The following is a 21,648-nucleotide window of genomic DNA, read 5'->3' on the forward strand; positions in this document are numbered from 1 at the left end:
CACGCACATGCGTGCGAGCAGCGAAACGGCCGCTCTAGGTCGCGACGCGCACGTGTAAGGGCTCGGTGGCGGCCTTGCCGGACGAAGCCTTGACCGTGATCCTGACCCATTCCCCGGCGGGCACCTGAGCCCAGTCGAACGGCACCCAGGCGGTGGACATGCCCTCGGGAAGGTCCTCGATCGGGTTCTCGTCCAGCCACCCCACCGACGACACCACCAGGTCCTTGGCGCCGCCCGACCACTGGACGGTGATCGTGCTGTCCTTGACGTTGTAGCCGCGGACCTCCACGCCGTCCTGGATGTCGCGCGAGCGCCTGATGGCGTCCACCGCGATCGGGCGCTGCCAGTCCGACGTGATCTCCTCTTCGAGCGAGGGCTGCCCGCAGGTCATGAAGTCGCTCCACATGTAGGAGACGACCTTCTGGACATACCGCCCGGCCATGGTGACCGCCTGGTCCAGGCGCTTCTTGTCGGTCTTGCCGCGGGTGCCCTGCGGGGCGCAGGGCTGCTGGCCGGACGGCTCGAACGCCTCCACGTTGGCCCACAGCTGCACCTGGTAGCCGGCCTGGACCATCTCCTCGCGGGCGATCGACATCTCGCGGTAGTAGTCGCGCGTCGACCCGTGGTACGCGGTCCCGTACGTGGACTCCCCGACCACCGGTCGCAGCCGCTCGTCCACCTCGGTGTCGCGCTCGTCGGGCCAGAACAGTCCCACCTTGCCGGTGCCCCGGCTGTCCTGCGGGGCGATGATGCCGACCCCGGTCTTGGCCAGTGCCTTGAACGCCTCGGCCACCTGCTTGGGCGTCTGGCCGAAGCCCACCCGGCGGCGCGCGTCCATGTAGGGACTGATCAGGATGGGCTTGCCGGGCAGCACCTGCTCGACGATCGTGTGCTGGTCGGTGTACACCTCGAGCGTCGGGTTTGAGGCCAGGGTGGCCGACATCTGGACCTCGAAGGGCTGGTAGACGCCGCCCAATGACTCGCGGTCGGCGAAGCGGGCGCCGTAGTCCTGCAGGATGCGCCGCGTCAGCGTGGTCAGCGTGCCGAGGTGGTGCTTGTACGCCCTGATCGGGGTTTTGGGATCGCGCGGGGCCAGCGGTAGCGCGGGGAAGATCCGGATGCCGAACTGGTCGCCCAGGGTGAGCAGCTGGGTCAGGCTGTCCTTCTCCGCGCCGGCCACCAGGATCAGGTCATAGGAGCGACCCTTGCCGGAGAAGTCGCAGGTGGCGTCGTCGGAGCCGTCCGGCTGGGTGACGAGGCGGAAGTAGGTGCGGTTGCCCGCCCTGATGCTGTGCTCCATCTCGGGGCAGCGGAACACGTTCTCACCGAACGACTCGTCGGTGCGGTAGACGTACGTGCGGCCGATCCTGTTGCCGGGGTTGGCCTTCTTCAGGTCTCGCTCGGCGGCGTCGTGGCAGGTGAGGCCGTCCTCCTCACAGGCCTTGTAGAGCGAGTCCAGCTCGCCGTCCCTGGTCAGGATCTCGCCGTCGTCGGACACGGTGCGGAACTGCAGGCCGTACCCGATCCTGATGATCGTGTCGCCGCCGACGTCGTGGATCTCCTGCAGCTGGTTGCGCCAGGTGCAGGGGTTCGACCTGGGCATGATCCAGTAGCCGGTGACGGCGTACGGGGCCTTCTCCTTGGTCTCGAACGTTCCGCAGGAGTCGGTGAACTCGCTCACCTTCGGCGTCGGCTCGGTCGGCGACGGCTTGGCCACGGCCGACTGGCCGGCCGTGGGGGCGGACTCGTCGGAGGAGGGAGGCAGCACGATGACCACGGCGGCGACCACGGCCAGGACGGCTGCGCACACGACGAAGAAGAGCCAGCGCACGTGAGGCAACCCGCTATCGCTTGACCCCGGCCCAGGACTCCAGCTGGGCCACGAAGCGCTTCGCCGAGTTGGGCCAATGGTGGTTGGCGCGGGCCGCCGCGTAGCCGCGCGCGCCCTGCGCCCGCCGCTCGCGTACGTCGTCCCGCAGAGTCAGTACGGCCTGGGCGACGGCCTTGGGGTCCTGCCAGGGCACTACGACGCCGCTGTCGTACCGCTCGATGAGCTCCACGGCGCGCGGCGACGGGGTGGTGATGACGGGGATGCCGTGGGCCATGTACTCGACGATCTTCGTGGGCATCGAGTGCCGGTAGTTCGGCTCGTCGTGCAGCAGCGAGAGCCCGGCCAGCGCCCCGTCGAGCCGCTTGAGCGCCTCGTCGTTGGGCATGAAGTCGCGCCACTCCAGCAGGCCATCGGTGACGGCCTGGTTGAGCACGGGGCGGCTCTGCGGGTCGGCGTACCCGATCAGCTCCACGGCCACCCGGTACGGCTGCAGCAGCTTCGCCACCTCGACGGCCTCGATCACGCCCCTGGCCTTGGAGAGCCAGCCGAGGTAGACCACCCGGTCGTCGCCGGGCGGCGTCACGGAGTCGGGCACCCACGTCTCGTTGGGGACGATCGGGTGGGCGTGCTTGAACCGGCCCGCGTACGCGGTCTCGGCCAGCATGAGGTGCAGGTGGCGCTCGGCCGTGCCCTCCAGCAGGCGGGCCAGGAAACGTACGGGCGGCCGCAGCGGCGAGGGCAGCCAGGGCTTGAGCGACAGCGTGGCCGGCGTGTCCTCGTGCACGTCCCACACCACGGGCGGCCTGTTGCGCACCCCCCACACCGCGAAGAGCAGCTCGGGGTCGTGGACGAGGACGAGGTCCACCTTGTCGCGCATGCGCTTGAACACCCGCCGCGCGGCCCATGTCGCCGAGATCCGATTGCGCTGGGCCGCCCTCGGCAGGTCCACTCCGGTGACCCAGGGACGCGGGACGACGCCGAAGGCGGTGAAGGCGGCGGCATACGTGACCTCATGACCGGCATCCACGAGGGCACGGATCTGCCGATGCAGGATCCGAGCATCCTCGGGGTTATGCACCACCGTCATGACGAGCACGTGCACTGCGCGCAGCCCTCCGTCGCTACAGCCGCTCGACGCGTTCACCCTCGGCGAGCACGCCGCGGGTGTCGAGCACGAGCCTGGCCTTCGCCTCGACCATGTCCAGGTCGAACGCGGCATGCTGCTGCATGAGCAGCGTCACGTCCGCGTTGACCACGGCCTCGGCCAGGTCCTCCTCACGCGGCACCGGGGTGCCGTCTACCGACCACTCCTTGACGTACGGGTCCGCGAACGAGAGATCGGCACCCAGTTCCAGCAGCGCACGCGCCACCGGCAGGGCCGGGGTTTCCCGTTCGTCGGCGATATCCGGTTTGTAAGTGACGCCGAGCATAACGACTTTGGCCCCGTTGACGGGCTTCTTATGCCGGTTCAGCAGACGCTGGACGCGGGCCACCACGTAGGACGGCATCCGCTCGTTGATCTCCTGCGCCAGCTCCACGAACCTGAACGGGTAGCCCAGCTTGCGCACGGTGTACGACAGGTACGACGGGTCGACGGGGATGCAGTGCCCGCCGACGCCCGGTCCGGGCAGGAACTTCTGGAAGCCGAACGGCTTGGTCGCCGCCGCCTCGATGGCCTCCCACAGGTCGATCCCGAGCTCGTCGCAGAAGATCGCCATCTCGTTGACGAGCGCGATGTTGACGTGCCGGTAGGTGTTCTCCAGCAGCTTGGCCATCTCGGCCTCACGGGTGCCGCTGACCGGCACCACCTGCTCGATGAACTGCCCGTAGAACGCGGTCGCGCTGTCCCGGCAGGTCGTGGTGTAGCCGCCCACGACCTTGGGGGTGTTGCGCAGGCCGAACTTGGGGTTGCCCGGGTCGATGCGCTCGGGCGAGAAGGCGAGATGGAAGTCCTCACCGGCGACCAGGCCCGAGCTCTCCAGCAGCGGCCTGGCCACCTCGTCGGTGGTGCCCGGCCAGGTGGTGGACTCGAGCACGACGAGCGTGCCCTTGCTCAGGTTGCGGGCGACGGTCTTGGTGGCGCCCTCCACGGCGGACAGGTCCGGGCGGTGGTCCTCGTCCAGCGGGGTGGGCACGCAGATCACGATCGTGTTGCTCCGGGCCAGCACGGTCTCGTCGAGCGTGGCGGTGAACCCGTTGACCAGCATGTGCTCGAGGTCGGCGTCGGTCAGGTCATCGATGTACGACTGCCCGGCGTTGAGCGCCTCGACCTTGGCGGGGTCGACGTCCACGCCGACGACGCGCAGACCGGCGCCCACCGCCTCCTTGGCGAGCGGCATGCCTACGTAGCCCAGACCGATGACAGCCAAGTCTATTTCTGTCACAGCTGTGCCTTTGAGGGCCGGAAACAACACTTCATGGTCGCAAAGGTTATCTCAAGTCCACCTAGCTCACGCCTAATGCGACGGAAACCGTCAGAAGAGACAGCCAACTTGAAGGTCATCATTCAGCCAAAGACCGGTATAGGGCTTGATAAGACTCTGCCACGCGGCTCCAGGTGCGCTTCGCGGCCACCTCGGCCCGGCCCGCCTCACCCATCTCGGCCCGCCTGGCCGGGTCCTCGCTGAGCCCGGCGAGGGCCTTGGCGAGCGCCTCGGGATCGCCCGGCGGCACCAGCAGTCCGGCGCCGTCGGAGCCGACGAGCTCGGAGAGCGCGGGCAGATCACTGAGCACCACGGGCTTGCCGAGCGCCATCGCCTCGACGGGTTTCAATGGCGTAACGAGTCGGCATACCCGCAGGTCCTCGCGCGGGCACGCGAAGATGTCGATGGCGTCCTGCGCCTGCAGTGCCTCCTCGGGGCCGACCCGGCCGGGCAGGATCGCGTCGCTCAGGCCCAGCTCGCCGACGAGCTCCAGGAGGTTGTCACGCTCGGCGCCGTCGCCGACGATGAGCACCCGCACCGGCGTGCGCCCGTCACGCAGCAGCGCGGCGGCCCGCAGCAGGGTGGCGAAGCCCTCGTAGGCCACGATGCTGGACACCGAGCCGACGACGATCTCGTTGGGCTTGATGCCGTACGCGTCCCTGAACGAGGCGCCGTCGTAGTGCGCCGTCAGCAGCGAGTCGTCCACCGCGTTGGGCGCCAGGTGGATCTTCTCCCTGGGCACGCCGCGCTCGACGATCTCGGAGGCCATGGTCTCGGCCAGCGTGACCACCGCATCCGCCTCGCGCATGAGGAACGCCTCGCGCTCGCGCTGGAGCACGTGCCGCTCGCTGCCGATCCTGGCCGGGTCGCGGGAGGCCCAGGTCTCCTCCAGGAAGCCGCGTACCTCGTAGACGAACGGCGTGCCCGTGCGGTCGCGCACGGCGTGCGCGACGGAGCCGTTGCGGTGGTCGGTGGCGGCGTGCAGCACCTGCGGACGCAGCTGGGTGACGAGCTTGGTGACCGCGTCGGCGCCCCTGATCATGCGCCCGCGCATCTCGAACGGCACCTCGCCGTGCCCGTCGGGCAACAGCCGGTAGTAGGGGATGCCGTCGAGCTCCTCGAACGGCGGCGCGTCCGCATGCCCCTGCATCATCGGCCAGCCCCAGCTGGTGACCACGTGCGGGTCGAGCCCCGCCGCCTGCTGCGAGGTGACGATGCGATGGGTGCGCACGGTGTAGCCGGCCTGCGTGTACGGCAGCGCGTTGGTGACCAGGTGCAGCACCCGGCCCTCGACCCGCTCCAGGATGGCCGCCTTGGGGCCCGGCGGGATCGGGTCCGGGCTGATGGCGGCCAGCTCACCCCGGTAGTAGGCGGCCCTGCGCTTGACGAACGGGTATTTGGTGTGGGCCTCGAGCACGGCGGCGGCCTGGCTGACCCGGCCGGCGTCCCAGTGTTCCTTGGCGTCGTTCCACGGCCCCTTGATCACACGCATGCCGAGCTTGCGCACCAGGCGCCTGGCCTGGCGCGCGGCGGGCCAGGCCACGCTGCCCACGATGGGGCGCAGCCGGGGCGGGAGCGCGTCGGCGGCTGCCTGGGCCACGCGGACGGGGTCGGATTTGACCTTCGTCACGACGACGCGGGAGACGATGATCGGGTGCTGGACGAAGCCCTTGAGAAGTCCACCGACGCCGGCACGGGCGGACTTCGCGGAAACCTTGGAGGAGTCTTGACGACTGGCGTCGGATGCCACGCAGGGACCGTACCATAGGCAGCGTTTTTTCCCTTCCGCTATGAAAGGCGAGGTCAATGAGGGAGAACCCCCTGGTCCTGCACGTATTGGGTGCTCGTCCCAATTTCGTGAAAGCGGCCCCGGTGGTGCGGGCACTCGGTGAACTCGGCGTGCGGCAGGGCATCATCCACACCGGCCAGCACTACGACGCCCTGATGTCCGACGTCTTCTTCGCCGACCTCGGCCTGCCCGACCCGGTGGCGAACCTGGCGGTCGGCTCGGGCAGCCACGCCAGGCAGACCGCGGCCCTGCTCGTCGGCCTGGAGGAGGTCGTCCAGGAGCACGACCCCGACCTCGTCGTGGTGTACGGCGACGTGAACTCTACGCTGGCCGCGATCCTGGTCTGCGCCAAGCTGGGCGTGCCGACCGCGCATGTGGAGGCGGGGCTGCGGTCGTTCGACCGGGGCATGCCCGAGGAGGTCAACAGGGTCGTCACGGACGCGCTCGCCGACCTGCTCTTCGCCACCTCCCCCGAGGCTTTGGCCTACCTGTCGGCGGAGGGGGTGCCGCCGTCCAAGGTGCACCTGGTCGGCAACCCGATGATCGACAGCTTGTTCTCGGCGCTGCCGGCGCTGGACCCGGCGCCCGTGGTGGCGCGGCTGGGCATACCGGCTCGGTATGCCGTGGCGACGTTGCACCGCCCCGCGAACGTGGACACGGCCGAGGCCGCCGAAGAACTGGTCGACGCCGTGCTCGAGGTGTCGCGGCAGACCCCCGTCGTGATTCCGGTGCACCCGCGCGGCAAGGCGCGGCTGGCCGAGGCGGGCCTGGTCGACGGGGAGACGATCAAGGTCATCGAGCCGCTCGGCTATGTGGACTTCCTCTCACTCGTCCGCGGCGCCGCGCTGGTGGTCACGGACTCCGGCGGTGTGCAGGAGGAGACGACCGTGCTGGGCGTGCCCTGCCTGACGCTGCGGCCCAACACCGAACGGCCGATCACGATCACGCACGGCACCAACCGGCTGGTCACGCCCGCTCTCCTGCCCGCGGCCGCGGAGAAGGCGCTGGCCGACGGCGCCGCGACGCCGGCCGGCGAGCTGCCGGTGTTGTGGGACGGCAAGGCGGGGCCGCGGATCGCCACGGTGATCGCGGCCTGGCTGAAGGGTGACAACCTGGCGCCTGCTTCCCAGGCCAAACGCCCCGAATAGCCTTCGCTTCCGACGTAACATGACATCCCCTCAAGCGATAGGCGTAGCACCATGGCCGAGAACCCCGAGCCTCCCGCATACCAACGACTCGGACCCGTCAACTGGCTTCCCGAGGAGCGCAAGCTCGTCGAGCGGTACGAGGCGGAGCTCAGGGAGCTGCGGCGGCGGCTGGAGATCGCCGAGGCCAAGGCCGCGTACTCCACGTGGAAGCTCGAGGCCACCCAGGCGAAGCGGACGTTCAAGCTGAGCGAGGCCCTGGGCGCGAAGAGCCCAGGGAAGATCGTCGAGGCGGTCCGCTCCAAGGACAAGGCGCCCACGCCTCCGATCCCGGTCACCGAGGCGACCGAGATCGCGAACAACCGGCCGCCGCTCGTCGAGGTGCCGCCGGCGAAGTGGCCCAGCGGGCCGGTGAACCGGCCCGACCTGAAGGTCGCGGTGATCCTGGACGACTTCTCCAGGATGGCCTTCCGCTACGAGTGGGACCAGATCGAGTTCGGGCTCAAGGACTGGCCGGAGATCTTCGCGGAGAAGCGGCCCGACCTGCTGTTCTGCGAGTCGGCCTGGCACGGGAACCAGGGCCGCTGGCGCTACCAGATGACCGGCACCAACGCCCCCAAGGAGCCGCTGCGCGACCTGGTGGCCTGGTGCAGGCAGGAGGGCATTCCGACGGTCTTCTGGAACAAGGAGGACCCGCCGAACTTCGACTTCTTCATCGACACGGCCAAGCTGTTCGACTACGTGTTCACCTGCGACGGTGACATGCTGCCGAAATATCGGGAAATTCTGGGGCATGACCGGGTGGACGTGCTGCAGTTCGCCGCCCAGCCCCGTGTGCACAACCCGATCCAGCAGAAGCAGGGGCGGCTGCACGACGTGGTGTTCGCCGGGATGTACTTCCGCGACAAGCACCCCGAGCGCCGCGAGCAGATGGAGACCGTCCTCGACCCGGTACGCGAGCTCGGCCTGCACATCTTCGCGCGCAACGGCGAGGTGGACGAGAAGTACGCCTGGCCGGAGAAGTACCGCCCGCACATCGTGGGCGAGCTGCCGTACGACCAGATGCTGGCCGCGTACCGGATGTACAAGGTCTTCCTGAACGTCAACTCGGTGCTGGACTCGCCGACCATGTGCGCGCGGCGGGTCTTCGAGCTGTCCGCCTGCGCGACCCCGGTGGTGTCCGGGTGGTCGCGGGCCATCGAGGAGACCTTCGGCGACCTGATCCCCATCGCGCGCGAGCCGATCGAGTCGTACAACCAGGTCCTGCACCTGATCAACAGCCCCGAGCTGCGGGCCAGGACAGGGCACCTGGCGTTGCGCGAGGTCTTCGACAAGCACCTGTTCTCACACCGCGTGGACCAGATCCTCCAGGACCTCGGGCACCAGGTGACACCCAGGACCCGGTCGATCTCGGTCGTGCTGCCCACCAACCGCGCCTCCCAGATCGAGCACGCGATCTCGTCGGTGGCCCGGCAGATCCACCGGCCCCTGCAGCTGATCATGGTGCTGCACGGGCTGGACATCGACCCGGTCGTGGTCGCCGACAAGGCGCGCATGGCGGGCATCACGGACGTCGTGGTGCTGCCGGCCGACGCCTCGCTGTCGCTCGGCGCCTGCATGAACCTGGGCATCGCGGCCGCCGAAGGCGACCTGATCGCCAAGATGGACGACGACAACCTGTACGGCGATCACTACCTGTCGGACCTGGTCCGGGCGTTCGACTACTCGGACGCGGAGCTGGTGGGCAAGGGCGCGCACTACGCGTACTTCGAGGGCAGCAACACCACGATGCTCCGGCTGCCCGGCCTGGAGCACCGTTACTCGTTCCTCGTCCAGGGCGGCACGTTCCTCGGCAAGGCGGACATGTTCCGCTCGTACGGGTTCGCGGACATCACCCGCGGTGAGGACACCGAGCTGGTGCGGCGGCTGAAGGCGGACTCCGTCAAGATCTACTCGGCGGACCGCTTCAACTTCGTCTACTGGCGCAGCGCCGACGCGTCGATGCACACCTGGCAGGCCGACCACATCAAGCTGACCCGCAACGCCCAGTTCTCCTTCGTCGGCCGCCCGGACGCCCATGTCCTGATCTGAGGCCCGCGGAGCGGGCCCGGCAGCGGCGGATGGGCCGGGTCCAGCCGGGCCATCGGGCGGGCCTTACCTGGCCACTCGGGCCAGGTTCTGGTCGGCGAGGCCGGCGAGCTCGTACAGGCCGGCCGGCTTCACCTGCTGGCCGACCACGAGCATGCTCATGATGAAGGTGCCCCGCCTGATCATGACGGAGCCGATCTGGGCGTTCTTCTTGCCGCCCGCGGCCGTGGTCAGGTATGCCCGCGACTGGTCACCCTTGGTCGGCATGGGCAGGACGCGCGTCTTGTACGAGATCTTCGAGCCCTCGACGTCCGCCGCGTACGAGGTGCACTGCTCCGGCAGCGGCGCCGGGAAGGACGCCGACGGGAGGCGCACCACGGCCTGAGTGATCGAACCGCGCTCGGCGGCGAAGGCGATCACCGCTGCGGGCGCCTTGGCGACGTCCGGCTTGGCGGCGTCGAGCTGGGCTGCCCCGGCGCACTCCGGCCGCTCCAGCCTGGCCTGGCGGACCGCCGCCAGCCCCTTCTGGGTGGACTTGAGCGAGCCGAAGGCGCCCAGCTCCGGACCGTACGAGATCTGCATGCCCGCGGGCACGGGCAGCAGCGCGGCGCGGAGCCCGGACGCGTCGGCGGCCGACGACGCCGACGGCGGCGCCGAGGCGGCGGGCGCCGCCGCGGTCTCGTCGGCCGAGCATCCGGCTATCGTCACCATGCTCAGACATATGCCGGAAATGGCCTTGCGCATGAGCCCTCCCCCTTCACTCCAGCGTCATTCTCGAAAACGCTAGAGGAATCGCGGCCCACACATCTGTGCAACGTCGCTATTCGCGGAATTCCGTGGCTTTAGGAAATTCAGCGGCTTTAGGAATGATTTCCGATTCGCCGTTGTTCGGATTTCCGCCATTGAGCAACGCCCTGGCCAGACCCAGTCCGGTGCCGCCCAGCGTGAGCGCCTTGGCCAGGAGCTCCTCGACGCCCTGGGCGCCGTTCAGCACCACCATGTGGTCCACGTTCGCAAACGCCTTCGCGCCTGCCTCCACGACCTCCGGCCAGCGCTCGGCGAGCTGCTGGGCGATGACCGCCTCCTGGTTCTCCTTCAGCGCCTGCGCCCGCGCCTTGATCGCCTGGGCCTCCGCCAGGCCCTTGGCCTGCGACGCCTCGGCCTCGGCCAGGCCCAGCGCCTTGGCCGCCTCGGCGTGGGCCAGCCCGCGGGCCTGGGTGGCCGCGGCTTCGGCCTCCCCGGTGAACCTCGTGGCCGCACCGGCCGCCTCACCGCGCAGCCGCACGGACTCCGCCTCGGCCGCGGCGGCCTGCTTGACCTGGGAGGCCTGCGCGACCGCCCTCAGCTCGGTCTCCCTGGCCTCGGCCTCCGCCTGTGCGATGCGGGCGTCGCGCTCGGCCTGGGAGAGCGTGACGGTCTCGTACGCCTTGGCGTCGGCGGGCTTGCGCACCTGCGACTGCAGGCGCTGCTCGGCCAGCTGCGCCTCCAGCTCGGCGGCCCTGGTCTCCTGGACCACCACCTCCTGGCGGGCGGTCGCCTCCGACAGCGGGCCCGCCTGCCTGGTCGTGGCCATGGCCCGATCGATCTCGGCCTGGTAGGAGGCCTCCTTGATCCGGGAGTCGCGCCGGGCGGCGGCCATGTTGGCGGCGGCGATCTGCTCGGCCTCGGTGGCCTCCTGGTCGCGCTGGGCCTGGGCGATGCGGGCGGTGGCGGCGACCTTGGCGGCGTGCGGCTTGCCGAGATTGACGATGTAACCGGTCTCGTCGTCGATCTCCTGGATCTGCAGCGAGTCCACGATCAGGCCGAGCTTGCTCATCTCGTCGGCCGCCGAAGCCCTGGTCTCGCTGGTCAGACGCTCGCGGTTGAGTATCAGGTCCTCGATGGTGAGGTTGCCGATAATCGAGCGCAGGTGTCCGGTGAACAGCTCGTGGATCGCGCTGGTCATGAAGTCCTGCTGGTCGAGGAAGCGGCGGGCGGCGTTGGCGATGGAGGAGAGGTCGTCGCCGACCTTGTAGATCACCACACCGCGGATGTGCACCGGGATGCCCTGCTGGGTGACGCAGGAGACCTGGAGGTTGGCGGCCCTGGTGTCGAGGCGTAGCCGCCTGGCGGTCTGGAAGCCCGGCAGCACGGCCGTGCCCTTCCCGGTGATGATTTTGAAGCCCAGGCTGTCGAGGCTCTCGCCGCGCCGGCGCGCGCCCAGGCCGGAGATGATCAAGGCCTCGTTGGGCTCCGCGACCCGCCATACGGCCTTGAACAGCAGGGTGATGACGATCGCCGCGACGATGACGGTGCCGCCGATGATGTAGAACTCAGGGGACATCGGCCCCTCCCTAGATGAGTGCTTTGGCCACGTAGACCGTGCGCGGGGGGAAGTAGTCCACAACGACGACGATGGCTCCGACGGGGATCTCCTCGCCGGTCACGCTCGGATGGGCGTAGAAGGCCTCGACGCCGCCCCTGATCGGAATCATGACCTCGCCGACGAGTCCAGGGCCGATCTTCCCGGTGACCCTGCCCTGCCTGCCGACCACCTCTGACTCCCCCCGTTGGTGATATTCCGGACGGTACTCCAAACCGGCATTCGCGGTAATAGGTCACGCAAAATGTTCCTCGAGGCGCTGCGCGGCTCTGTGCGGCATTTGGCCTGGCCTGCTGATGATCGCGCCATGAGCTTGAGCCCGCGCGCCCTTGGGATGAATCAGCCTATTTCCCGCCGTGACTTCTTCGACGGCATTGCCATGAGCGCCCTTGTGTCCGCGGGGAAGGCTGAGACCGCTGAGGAGGCCGGGGCTCCGCCCGCGCCGTACGGATTCCGTGGCGGCGCCGCCGAGGCGCTCAGCGTGCCGCACGCGCTTCGGGACGGCCGCTTCTGGCAGTACGCGGGCCCGCCCGAGCCCACCGGCGAGAGCTACGACCTGGTGGTGGTCGGCGGCGGGCTCAGCGGCGTGAGCGCGGCCTACGAGTGGCTGCGGCGGGATCCCGGCGCGGGTGTGCTCGTCCTCGACAACCACGACGAGATCGGCGGCCAGGCGCGGCGCGCGGTCTTCCACCGGCAGAGCGGCCGGGCGCACACCGACCCTGGGCTGACCGACGGCGTGATGTGCGACGCGGAGAGCTTCGGCGCGGACACGCTGGTCAGGTTCGAGTCCGACTGGATGGCCAGGCTGCCGATCGACGGGCGGGCCAGGGAGGATTTGCGCTTGCTGCACAGGGAGCCGCCCGACTGGTTCCCCGGGCTGTCGGCCGAGGGCAAGCAGGAGCGGCTGGCGGAGCTGACGTACTCGGCCTTCCTGCTCGAGGTCTGCGGGGCGCACCCGGACGTGGAGCGGTTCTGCCGCAGCATGTCGTGCCAGGAGTGGGGCTACGACACGCGGGCGCTCGGCGCGATCGACGCCTGGGGCACGGGATATCCGGGATTCGCGGGCCTGGGGCTCGACGCGAACAAGCCGTCGCGGTTCAACTCGCCCACGGTGAAGAAGCAGTGGGGCATTACGGATCCCGATATTTACCACTTTCCCGAAGGGAATCAGGCGCTGGTCCGCACGATGGTGCACCGGATGCTCCCCGACCCCGCCGCGCTCGACCGTCCCGGGAACCGGGTGCGGTTCCGGCTGTCCAGCCCCGTGGTGTCGGTACACGACGGCGCCGCGTCGGCCACCGTGGGCTACTTCGACGGCCACCAGATCATGACCGTCGACGCCGGGGCGGTGATCCTGGCCTGCTGGAGCGCCGTCATCCCGTACCTGATGCCGGAGCTGCCCCCAGAGCAGCGGCAGGCGCTGAGCGAGGCCGTCAGGGTGCCGTTGCTGCACGCCACCGTGCGAATGCGCGACGGGGACGCGTGGCGGCGGACCGGCGTGCGGCGGGTGCGCTGGACCGGCGCGTACTGGGCGTTGACCGAGCTCGACCCGCCGCGCCACGCGGGCGGTCCGGCCATCGTGCACCTCCTGGCCACGCCGTGCCGGTCGGAGCTGGGTCCGGCGGCAGGCGCGGTCGCGGGCCGGCGCGAGCTGATCAAGACGCCGTACGAGCATCTGGAGCACACGATCAGGGACCAGCTCGCCCGGCTGCTGGGGCCCGGCGGCTTCGACCCGGCCCGCGACATCGAGGCGATCACGATCAACCGGTGGGGGCACGGGAACGCGCCTGAATACTGCCGGCCGTGGCACATGTTCTACCCCGACGGGCCGTTCCCGGTGGACACGGCACGCAGGCGGTTCGGCAGGATCGCGATCGCGGGCTCGGACTCGGCGCCCGCCCCCCGAGCCGACGCCGCCGTCACGGCCGCCTACCGCGCCGTCGAGGAGCTGGCACGATGACGCTCTGGCTGCGGATCTTCCTGGTCGGGCTCACGCTCTGGGCGGCCACCGTCGTCGTGACGGCCTGGACGGAGAACTCCAACCTCGTCCCGACCGTGGTGCTGTTCGGCAGCTTCCTGGTGCCGGTGACGTTCGTGGTGTGGGCCTATGGAAGGGGCCCCTCGCCCCGGATCACCATCGAGATGATGTTCCAGGCGTTCGTGGTGGGTGGCGTGCTGGGCGTGCTCGGCGCCTCGCTGCTGGAGAGCTGGCTCATCCGGCCGTCGATTCTCATGTACGTGCTGGTCGGCCTCATCGAGGAGGGCGTGAAGCTGGCCGCGCTCATGTTCGTCACCCGCCGCATGACCACGCGCACGACCATGGATGGCGTCATACTCGGCGCGACCGTCGGCTTCGGCTTCGCCGCCTTCGAGAGCGCCGGATACGCCTTCAACGCCCTCTTCACCTCCGAAGGACTGTCGCTGGCCCAGCTCGTCGAGACCGAGGTGCTGCGCGGCATCCTGACACCCGTGGGGCACGGCCTGTGGACCGCCATCGCAGGCGGTGCGTTGTTCGCCGCCCGTGGCCGGCTCACGGTCCCCGTGGTGCTGACCTATCTCGGCGTCGCGTCGCTGCACGCGCTGTGGGACTCGATGACCGCCATCGCCATCGCCATCACGCTGGTGCTGACCGGCCGGCCGTGGCAGTTCGAGCTGCTGCGGATCGGCCGGGTGCCACAGGTGACCGCTTGGCAGGTGCACATGTTCACGGTGCTGAACTGGGCGGGGCTCATCACGATCTCGCTGGTCGCGCTGGTCTGGCTCTGGACGGTCGTCCGGTCGGGGCGCCACGAGCGAGAGATCTTGTCCCAATAATCACGGTAATGAACGTCTTCCCCCCACTGCGCCGGAAGCATAAACGGTGCTAGTCTCCTGTGCGATCTTCCGGAGGTGTATTTACACAAGGTGTGCAAATGCCCTCGACTCGAGGTTGGGACATGGGCTCGCGAAACCGGTCAATTCGGTTCAAGATCTTCCTATTGCTGCTGCTACCCCTCCTGTCATTGAGCGCGCTCTGGGGTTTCGTCCTCAACCTCACCATGGGCGACGCCCAGTCACTGCTCCGGGCCGGCACCCTGTACCGGACCATCGGCGTCGCCTCCACCGACCTGGGCTTACAGCTCCAGGCCGAACGAGTACGCTCCTCCGAGGCGCTCACCACGCGTGAGCTCACCGAGGCGCTCGGCGGCCAGCGCGCCCGCACCGACCAGTCCGTGGGCGAGTTCCGGCAGGCCGTCACGGACGCCGGAGACGCGGTCGACACTCTGCGCCGCCCGCTGGGCACGCTGATGGGCGCGCTCGACCGGCTCGACTCGATCAGGGCGGACATCGACAACGGCCTCAGCTCCCGACTGTCCGGGCTGAACGAGTACAACCGGATTCTCGACTCGATCTTCATGCTCTACGACCACCTGGTCACCGTCTCCGACCTGTCCATCCTGCAGCAGGCCGCCTCGCTGCAGGCCATGGGCATGGCCAGGGAGTACATCGCCAGGGAACACGCGCTCACCGTCGGCGCGCTGGCCGACGGGCGGCTCACCGAGCCGGAGACCGCGGCGTTCACCGAGTACGCGGCCTCCAGGAAGTTCCTGCACGCACGCGGGCTCGCGGGCCTCGACGTGACGTTGCGCAGGCCGTACGAGCAGGTCTTCGCCTCCGAGCCGTTCCAGGCCTTCGTCATCATGGAGGCCAGGGTCATCAGGACCGGCGCCCCGCCGCCCGAGGCGGCCGGCTGGACGGAGACGATCGACCGGCTCATCTCCCAGCTGGACGGGCACGGCCTGGCCGCGTCCGAGATGCTGGCCGTGCGTACGTCCGAGGCCGCCACCACCACCGTCGTCAAGATCGCGATCGCGGGCGGCGTCGGCTTGATCGCGGTGCTCGCGTCGATCATCATCTCTGTACGCTTCGGTCGTCGCCTGGCCGCGGAGCTCGGCGGGCTGCGCGCGGCCGCGGTCGAGCTGTCGGAGCAGCGGCTGCCCAGTATCGTGGAGCGGCTGCGCAAGGGCGAGGACGTCGACGTGCGGAAGGAGGCCAAGGCGATCAAGGTGAGCGGGTCCGCTGAGATCACCGACGTGGCCAGGGCCTTCGGTTCCGCGCAACGCACCGCCGTGACGGCGGCGGTCGGCCAGGCCGCGCTGCGGCGCGGGGTCGGCCAGGTCTTCCTCAACCTCGCCCGGCGCAAGCAGGGGCTGCTCCACCGCCAGCTGGCGCTGCTCGACGGCATGCAGCGGCGTACGCACGACCCCGACCAGCTGGAGGAGCTCTTCCGGCTGGACCACCTCACCACGCGCATGCGGCGGCACGCCGAGAGCCTGATCGTCCTGTCCGGCTCGACGCCCGGGCGGGCGTGGCGCAAGCCCGTCCCCGTGATCGACATCGTCCGGGCCGCGGTCGCCGAGGTCGAGGACTACACCCGGGTCACCGTCGAGACGATGCCGGTCAGCGCGTTCGACGGAGGCGCCGCGGCCGACCTCACACACCTGCTCGCCGAGCTGATCGAGAACGCCACCATCTACTCGCCCCCGGACACCCAGGTCAACGTGCGCGGCGACCAGGTGAGCAACGGCTACGCCATCGAGATCGAGGACAAGGGCCTTGGCCTGGCGGCGGCCGAGTACGCCGCGGTCAACACGCTGCTGGCCGATCCGCCGGAGTTCGACCTGGCCGACAGTGACAGGCTCGGCCTGTTCGTGGTGGCCAGGCTGGCCGCGCGGCACGGGATCAAGGTGCTGCTGCGGCGCTCTCCCTTCGGCGGCACGGCCGCCATCGTGCTCGTGCCGCGCGAAATGGTGACCGAGCAGACGGCGCTGACGGCCGGGGACAGCGGGGAGGAGATGGCCGCGCTGCCCAGCCGTACCAGGAAGAAGGCGCTCGCCGTGGTCACCTCGGGCACCCACGCCGGGCTGCCCAGGCGGGTCCGCCAGGCCGGCCTGTCGCCCCGGCTCAAGGACAAGCAGCCCGAGCGGCGCGAGCAGCCCGAGCCACCGGCCCAACGCTCTCCCGACGAGGTACGCGACCTGTTCTCCGCGTTCCAGCGGGGAACCCAACGCGCCCGAGAAGAAGCTAAGGATGAGGGGGACAAATGAGTGTGCCGACCACCAACACCGGTGAACTGAACTGGCTTCTGGACGACCTGACCACCAGGGTCGGCGCGGTGCGCCAGGCGGTCATCCTGTCGACCGACGGCCTGGCGATCGGCTACTCCAAGGGGTTGCTCCGGGAGGACGCCGAGCACCTGTCGGCCGTGGCGGCCGGTTTCCAGAGCCTGGCCCGCGGCACTGGGCGCCATTTCGGCGGCGGCGACGTGCGCCAGACCATTGTGGAGATGGAGTCGGCGTTCCTGTTCGTCACTGCGGCGGGACAGGGCACCTGCCTTGCTGTGATCGCCGATGCGAACGTGGACGTCGGCCACATCGCCTACGAGATGGCGATGCTGGTCAAGCGGGTGGGCCAGCACATCACCACCAACCCGCGCGCTGGAGCGTCATGAGCGACAGCCCGCAGTGGTTCGATGAGGAGGCCGGGCCGGTCGTCCGGCCCTATGCCCTCATCCGCGGTCGCACGCGTTCCTCCGGGGACACGTTCGACCTCGTCGCGACCGTGCGCGCCATCGGCGACCCGCCGGGCGAGCTCGGTCCCGAGCAGCAACTGATCCTGCGGGCTGCTCGCAGTCCCATCTCGGTGGCCGACCTGGCCGTCGAGCTCGACCTGCCCGTCGGCGTCGTCCGAGTGCTGCTCGGCGACATGCGTGACCACGGACTCATCTCGGTGTCGTCGTCCTCGGCCGGCGGAACACGGGCGAATGAGCGCATTCTCAAGGAAGTGATCAATGGACTCCGTGCTCTCTGAGGACCCTGTCGCGCTGAAGATCCTCGTCGCGGGCGGGTTCGGCGTCGGCAAGACCACTCTGGTCGGATCGATCAGCGAGATCAAACCGCTGCGCACGGAGGAGGTGCTCTCCGACCGCGGGATCGGCGTGGACGACCTCGACGGCGTGGAGGCCAAGAACACCACGACCGTGGCGATGGACTTCGGCCGCATCACGATCCGCGAAGGGCTGGTGGTGTACCTGTTCGGCACGCCCGGGCAGGAGCGGTTCTGGTTCATGTGGGATGAGTTGTCCCACGGCGCGCTGGGCGCCGTCGTGATCGCCGACACCCGCCGGCTGACCGACTGCTTCCCGTCCCTCGACTACTTCGAGCAGCGCGGCACGCCGTTCGTGGTGGCCGTCAACTGCTTCGACGGGGCCGCGCAGCACAGCGTGGACGACGTGCGCATCGCGCTCGACCTGGACGACAACGTGCCGGTGATGCTGTGCGACGTGCGGCGGCGCACGTCGGCCAAGGAAGTCATGATCACCTTGGTCGAGCACTCCCTGCGCACGCTCACCTCGGCGAACTGAGGCCCGGCCAGAGTGCGCCCGCAGGAGCCGTGGGCCCTCACGGCGCGGATCCCGGCGGCTCAGAGTCAGAGCGGCTCAGAGTCAGAGCGCTCTGAGGCCGTTGATCACTTCGCGGAGCAGGCTCTCCGTCGGCGTGGACGCCTTGTCGCGCTGGGCGCGCACCGAGATGAGGCCGTGCTCCAGCAGGTCTCCCAGCAGCACCCGCACCACGCCGACCGGCAGGTTCACCTCCGAGGCGACCTCGGCGACGGCCCTGGCCTGACCGGACAGGCAGCTGACCACCCTCCGGTGCTGGGCGCTGAGCTCAGCGTGGGACGGGGCGGGCAACCCGGTCGAGACGACGGTCGCCAGGAGGTCGAGCGCGGAGGACGCGGGCCGGGTGCGGCCGCGCGCGACCGCGTACGGCCGCACGACGGGACCCGCCTCCTCGTCGACCCACTCGTGCTCGCGGCTCACGGCTGAGATCCCCCATCCTGGTCGCTGTCCTGCCGCCCGCGCTGCCAGCCGGACTGGAGCGAGGAGAGCAACGCCCTGACCTCTTCAGGGGAGCGTTCCCCGGCGGCGGGCGGGGCGGGGGGCGGTGTCTGCTGGAGCCGCTGCGCGGGCTCCGGCAGGTTGGTCTGCCGCTGGCGGCGGGGCAGGCCCGTCGGCCGTTCGTCGGTGTGCTCTTGCGGCGGCTCTTCACGGTGCAGGCCATTACGCTGCGGCAGGCCGGTCGGCTGCTCCCGCCGCGGCAGGCTCGCCGGCGCGTCCGTTCGCGGCAGGGTCGCCGGCCCGTCGCCCCACGGCAGTCCCAGCTCCGGCTCGGCGAGCTCGGCGGGCTCCGCCTGCTGCGGCAGCGCGGGCCCCGCGCCACGCTTGCTCGTCCGGACCCGGCGCGGAAGGTCGCCCGGCCCCGTGGTCTCCGTCCGGATCACCGACACGGAGACGGGCTCGAACTCCAGCGGCTGCACCGGGGTCGCCATGGGCTCGACCAGCGATCCCGGCACGAGCACGATCACGGTCGTGCCGCCGTACGGGGACTGCTTGAGCGTCACCTTGATGCCGTGCCTGGCCGCGAGGATGCCGACCACCGCGAACCCGAGCCGCTCGGTGTGCGCGGCGTCGAACTCCGGCGGGCTGGCCAGGCGCTCGTTGATGATCCTGCGGGTGGCCTCGTCCATGCCCAGGCCGCGGTCCTCGATCTCGACCGCGAAACCCCTGCCGACCATCTCGCCGCGTACCGAGACCTCGTTGCTGGGCGAGGAGAAGGCGGCGGCGTTCTCGATCAGCTCGGCGAACAGGTGCATGACGTCGGCCACCGCCGCACCCGAGACGCCGCACTCGGCCATCGGGTAGACGCGGACCCGGGTGTACTCCTCCACCTGGGCCGCCGCGCCGCTGAGCACGTCCTCGATCGGGATGACGCCGCGCCACCTGCGGCCCGCCGAGCCGCCGGAGAGCAGCACCAGGCCCTCGGCGTGGCGGCGCATGCGGGTGGTCAGGTGGTCGAGCTTGAACAGCCGCTCCAGCGCGTCCGGCTCCTCCGTCTGGCGCTGCATCTCGTCGAGCAGCTTGAGCTGGCGCTGCAGCAGCGACTGGCTGCGCCGCGCCAGGTTACGCAGCGCCTCGGACAGGCCCTCGCGCATCCTGGCCTGCTCGACGGCCGCGTCCACGGCCGTGCTCTGCACGCTGTCGAACGCCGCCGCCAGGTCGCTGACCTCGCTGGTGGCGTTGCGGCTCACCCTGATGGGCGGCGCCTCGGCCTCGATGTCGACGGTCTCGCCCTTGCGCAGCTTCGCCACGACGTCGGGCAGCCTGATCTCGGCCAGGTCGAGGGCGGTACGGCGGAGCGCCACCAGCTCCCGGGTGATCCTGCGGCCGACCCGAATGGAGATGAAGATCGAGAAGATGACCGCGATCAGCCCGAGCGCGCCCGCGATGGCGGCCTGCACCACGATGGCGATGCCGGCGGGCTCCATCCTGGCCAGCAGCTTGTCGCCGGTACGCCAGATCGCCTCCTGGTACTCCTTCTGCACCTGCTCGGCGATGCCCCGCCAGAGCTCGATGTCCAGCGGCTGGCCGGCGACGTAGCTCTCCACCAGGTTCTCCATGGTGACGTACCTGGGGGAGTAGTAGATCTTCTCGAACGGGGCCCGCAGCTCGGTGTCGAGGTTGGCCAGTGCCTTCGGGAAGAGGTACGTGCGGGTGCCGTCGATGCCCGCCAGCATGTGGACTTCGCGCATGTTCGCGCGGCCGTTCGCGGCGATGATCAGGGCGTGCTCGCGGCTCAGCAGTTCGCGCACCTCGTCGGCGGCGATCAGGCCCTGCGCCTGGAGCGAGAGCTCCACGTCCGTGCCCATCGTCAGCCGGGAGTAGAGGAGGTGGATCTCGTCGGAGATCTTCGCGTACTCGGTGATGAGGCCGCCCGGGGTGAGGCTGCGCTCGTCCACCTTGCGCCTGATGTCAGGGATCCGGTCGATCGCCGCGAACACGGCCTGGAGCTGGTTCTTCATGTCCCGCGTGAGCGCGTTCTGCGTGTCCTCGGACAGCGCCTGCTCCGTCAGCTTCTTCCTGTTCGCGTCGACCTTGCCCCGCGCCTTGCTCAGCGCGTCCGGGTCGGTGACGGTGCCCGCGAGCCGCTCGGCGGAGGCCAGTCGTTCGGCCTGCAGGTTGCCGGTCAGGCCGTCGGTGTGGTTGATGACGCCTGTCCAGATCGTCTCGACCTTGAGCAGGGCGAGTGCCTCCCCCGACGTGGTGCTTGCGGCGAAGCCCCAGAGCGCGATCAGGGAGATCAAGGGGATGACGAGCAGCGTCGAGATCTTGAATCGGATGGATCTGCCCGATGCCATGACACCTGCTCCCGGATAGAAGATCGCCGGAGAGAATAGCATCGAAACACATGGTTTTAAGATCGACTAGCGATAAATCTGTGATATGTCGGGAAATTTAGGGCCTCAACCTGGTTTGTGGGCGTCCTGCGTCGCCAGGTGAGCCGCACCAGCCAGACCGCGAGCACGGCCAGCAACGCCACCTCAGCGCCCAGCAACAACCTCTCCACGAGCCCGATCATCACGCGTTCCCCCGGCAGGGCCACGTACGTGATCGCCAGCAGCCCGAACCCCCCGGCCAGCGCCACCCACTCCACGGCCCGCGCCACGGGCTTCCAGTCGCCGCTGGCGGCCAGCCTGGGCACCAGCAACGCCCCGGCTGCCGGGAGGCTCACGAAGGCCGCCACGGACGCGTACCGATGGATCTGCGCCGCCAGATCGAGGTCCATGCCGATCGGTGTGGTCGGGATGACCGCCGCCACCATGAGCGCCCCCGACCACACCATCAGCAACCGCTCCGGCAGCCCGCGCACCGGCGCCCCCGCAGCCCTGAGGCCCGCCAGCAACGCCAGCGACCCGATCCCGAGGACTGCCATCGCGACCTCCGTGACGCCCCCGCGGTCGGACACGGCGTATTCGCTGACGGTCACGTTCATGGGGTCCAAGTACGGGTCGGGATCGAACTGCCCGACCACAACGGCGACCACCGCGAACAGGATGGAGCCACAGGCGATCAGCGGTAAGAGCCTCTTTGCTGCGGTCATGGCACAACTCTCCCGCCACACCCCATCCCCCAC

General features: G+C 69.6%; 18 protein-coding genes. 8 read left to right on the top strand and 10 right to left on the bottom strand.

Annotated features, from left to right (window positions below):
- Positions 1–34: 34 nt before the first annotated feature.
- The 4 genes from ETD86_RS03895 to ETD86_RS03910 all read right to left on the bottom strand — a co-directional run bounded on the left by ETD86_RS03895 (position 35) and on the right by ETD86_RS03910 (position 6,004).
- Positions 35–1,831 carry a DUF4434 domain-containing protein gene (locus ETD86_RS03895; RefSeq protein WP_138664685.1) on the bottom strand — a complete coding sequence of 599 codons (1,797 nt, stop codon included), beginning with the start codon at positions 1,829–1,831 and terminating at the stop codon, positions 35–37.
- 13 nt (positions 1,832–1,844) lie between these two features.
- Complete coding sequence (locus ETD86_RS03900) at positions 1,845–2,933, bottom strand: glycosyltransferase (protein ID WP_138664686.1); 1,089 nt, start codon at positions 2,931–2,933, stop codon at positions 1,845–1,847.
- Positions 2,934–2,952: 19 nt separating this feature from the next.
- On the bottom strand, positions 2,953–4,200 hold the full coding sequence (locus tag ETD86_RS03905) for a nucleotide sugar dehydrogenase (protein WP_281286870.1): 1,248 nt from the start codon (positions 4,198–4,200) through the stop codon (positions 2,953–2,955).
- Between the two features lie 133 nt (positions 4,201–4,333).
- Complete coding sequence (locus ETD86_RS03910) at positions 4,334–6,004, bottom strand: glycosyltransferase family 4 protein (protein WP_138664688.1); 1,671 nt, start codon at positions 6,002–6,004, stop codon at positions 4,334–4,336.
- A gap of 56 nt (positions 6,005–6,060) precedes the next feature.
- Between ETD86_RS03910 and wecB the strand changes: the two genes are divergently transcribed.
- Complete coding sequence (gene wecB, locus ETD86_RS03915) at positions 6,061–7,191, top strand: non-hydrolyzing UDP-N-acetylglucosamine 2-epimerase (protein WP_211369816.1); 1,131 nt, start codon at positions 6,061–6,063, stop codon at positions 7,189–7,191.
- Between the two features lie 51 nt (positions 7,192–7,242).
- Positions 7,243–9,279 carry a glycosyltransferase family protein gene (locus tag ETD86_RS03920; protein WP_138664689.1) on the top strand — a complete coding sequence of 679 codons (2,037 nt, stop codon included), beginning with the start codon at positions 7,243–7,245 and terminating at the stop codon, positions 9,277–9,279.
- A gap of 63 nt (positions 9,280–9,342) precedes the next feature.
- Here ETD86_RS03920 and ETD86_RS03925 read toward each other — a convergent pair whose 3' ends face one another.
- From ETD86_RS03925 to ETD86_RS03935, 3 genes are all read right to left on the bottom strand, one after another.
- The gene (locus ETD86_RS03925) at positions 9,343–10,020 is read right to left on the bottom strand and encodes a hypothetical protein (RefSeq protein ID WP_138664690.1); all 678 of its coding nucleotides are present in this window, start codon (positions 10,018–10,020) and stop codon (positions 9,343–9,345) included.
- A gap of 76 nt (positions 10,021–10,096) precedes the next feature.
- A complete protein-coding gene (locus ETD86_RS03930; RefSeq protein WP_138664691.1) occupies positions 10,097–11,599 on the bottom strand; it encodes a flotillin family protein in 1,503 nt (500 codons plus the stop codon).
- Positions 11,600–11,609: 10 nt separating this feature from the next.
- Positions 11,610–11,810, bottom strand: a complete 201-nt coding sequence (locus tag ETD86_RS03935; protein WP_138664692.1) for a hypothetical protein — start codon at positions 11,808–11,810, stop codon at positions 11,610–11,612.
- 207 nt (positions 11,811–12,017) lie between these two features.
- Here ETD86_RS03935 and ETD86_RS03940 point away from each other — a divergent pair, with 207 nt between their 5' ends.
- From ETD86_RS03940 to ETD86_RS03965, 6 genes are all read left to right on the top strand, one after another.
- Positions 12,018–13,598, top strand: a complete 1,581-nt coding sequence (locus ETD86_RS03940) for an FAD-dependent oxidoreductase (RefSeq protein WP_246147592.1) — start codon at positions 12,018–12,020, stop codon at positions 13,596–13,598.
- Positions 13,595–14,452, top strand: a complete 858-nt coding sequence (locus tag ETD86_RS03945; protein ID WP_138664694.1) for a PrsW family glutamic-type intramembrane protease — start codon at positions 13,595–13,597, stop codon at positions 14,450–14,452. Before ETD86_RS03940 ends, ETD86_RS03945 begins: the two co-directional genes overlap by 4 nt.
- 164 nt (positions 14,453–14,616) lie before the next feature.
- Positions 14,617–16,725, top strand: a complete 2,109-nt coding sequence (locus ETD86_RS03950) for a sensor histidine kinase (RefSeq protein ID WP_170222869.1) — start codon at positions 14,617–14,619, stop codon at positions 16,723–16,725.
- Positions 16,722–17,129, top strand: coding sequence for a roadblock/LC7 domain-containing protein (locus tag ETD86_RS03955; RefSeq protein WP_138664696.1), 408 nt, complete (start codon positions 16,722–16,724; stop codon positions 17,127–17,129). Before ETD86_RS03950 ends, ETD86_RS03955 begins: the two co-directional genes overlap by 4 nt.
- Positions 17,126–17,488, top strand: coding sequence for a DUF742 domain-containing protein (locus tag ETD86_RS03960; protein ID WP_138664697.1), 363 nt, complete (start codon positions 17,126–17,128; stop codon positions 17,486–17,488). The genes ETD86_RS03955 and ETD86_RS03960 overlap by 4 nt, the downstream gene beginning before the upstream one ends.
- Positions 17,469–18,041 (top strand): GTP-binding protein, encoded by a 573-nt coding sequence (locus ETD86_RS03965; protein WP_138664698.1) that lies wholly within the window; start codon positions 17,469–17,471, stop codon positions 18,039–18,041. Before ETD86_RS03960 ends, ETD86_RS03965 begins: the two co-directional genes overlap by 20 nt.
- A gap of 81 nt (positions 18,042–18,122) precedes the next feature.
- On the opposite strand, the gene ETD86_RS03970 is transcribed toward ETD86_RS03965, so the two are convergent.
- Genes ETD86_RS03970 through ETD86_RS03980 form a run of 3 tightly spaced genes read right to left on the bottom strand, consistent with a single transcriptional unit; the run spans position 18,123 to position 21,615 of the window.
- The gene (locus tag ETD86_RS03970; protein ID WP_138664699.1) at positions 18,123–18,497 is read right to left on the bottom strand and encodes a DUF742 domain-containing protein; all 375 of its coding nucleotides are present in this window, start codon (positions 18,495–18,497) and stop codon (positions 18,123–18,125) included.
- The gene (locus ETD86_RS03975) at positions 18,494–20,872 is read right to left on the bottom strand and encodes a sensor histidine kinase (protein WP_170222870.1); all 2,379 of its coding nucleotides are present in this window, start codon (positions 20,870–20,872) and stop codon (positions 18,494–18,496) included. The genes ETD86_RS03970 and ETD86_RS03975 overlap by 4 nt, the downstream gene beginning before the upstream one ends.
- 56 nt (positions 20,873–20,928) lie before the next feature.
- Positions 20,929–21,615, bottom strand: a complete 687-nt coding sequence (locus tag ETD86_RS03980) for a DUF998 domain-containing protein (protein ID WP_138664701.1) — start codon at positions 21,613–21,615, stop codon at positions 20,929–20,931.
- Positions 21,616–21,648 lie beyond the last annotated feature (33 nt).

It is taken from the genome of Nonomuraea turkmeniaca, assembly GCF_005889735.1.
Lineage (GTDB): Bacteria > Actinomycetota > Actinomycetes > Streptosporangiales > Streptosporangiaceae > Nonomuraea > Nonomuraea turkmeniaca.

Bases quoted from the DNA above. Each gene is read 5' to 3' on its own strand.
- wecB (WP_211369816.1), top strand. From the start codon at position 6,061: ATGAGGGAGAACCCCCTGGTCCTGCACGTATTGGGTGCTCGTCCCAAT.
- ETD86_RS03920 (WP_138664689.1), top strand. From the start codon at position 7,243: ATGGCCGAGAACCCCGAGCCTCCCGCATACCAACGACTCGGACCCGTC.
- ETD86_RS03925 (WP_138664690.1), bottom strand. From the start codon at position 10,020: ATGCGCAAGGCCATTTCCGGCATATGTCTGAGCATGGTGACGATAGCC.
- ETD86_RS03930 (WP_138664691.1), bottom strand. From the start codon at position 11,599: ATGTCCCCTGAGTTCTACATCATCGGCGGCACCGTCATCGTCGCGGCG.
- ETD86_RS03940 (WP_246147592.1), top strand. From the start codon at position 12,018: ATGAGCGCCCTTGTGTCCGCGGGGAAGGCTGAGACCGCTGAGGAGGCC.
- ETD86_RS03945 (WP_138664694.1), top strand. From the start codon at position 13,595: ATGACGCTCTGGCTGCGGATCTTCCTGGTCGGGCTCACGCTCTGGGCG.
- ETD86_RS03955 (WP_138664696.1), top strand. From the start codon at position 16,722: ATGAGTGTGCCGACCACCAACACCGGTGAACTGAACTGGCTTCTGGAC.
- ETD86_RS03960 (WP_138664697.1), top strand. From the start codon at position 17,126: ATGAGCGACAGCCCGCAGTGGTTCGATGAGGAGGCCGGGCCGGTCGTC.
- ETD86_RS03965 (WP_138664698.1), top strand. From the start codon at position 17,469: ATGGACTCCGTGCTCTCTGAGGACCCTGTCGCGCTGAAGATCCTCGTC.
- ETD86_RS03975 (WP_170222870.1), bottom strand. From the start codon at position 20,872: ATGGCATCGGGCAGATCCATCCGATTCAAGATCTCGACGCTGCTCGTC.
- ETD86_RS03980 (WP_138664701.1), bottom strand. From the start codon at position 21,615: ATGACCGCAGCAAAGAGGCTCTTACCGCTGATCGCCTGTGGCTCCATC.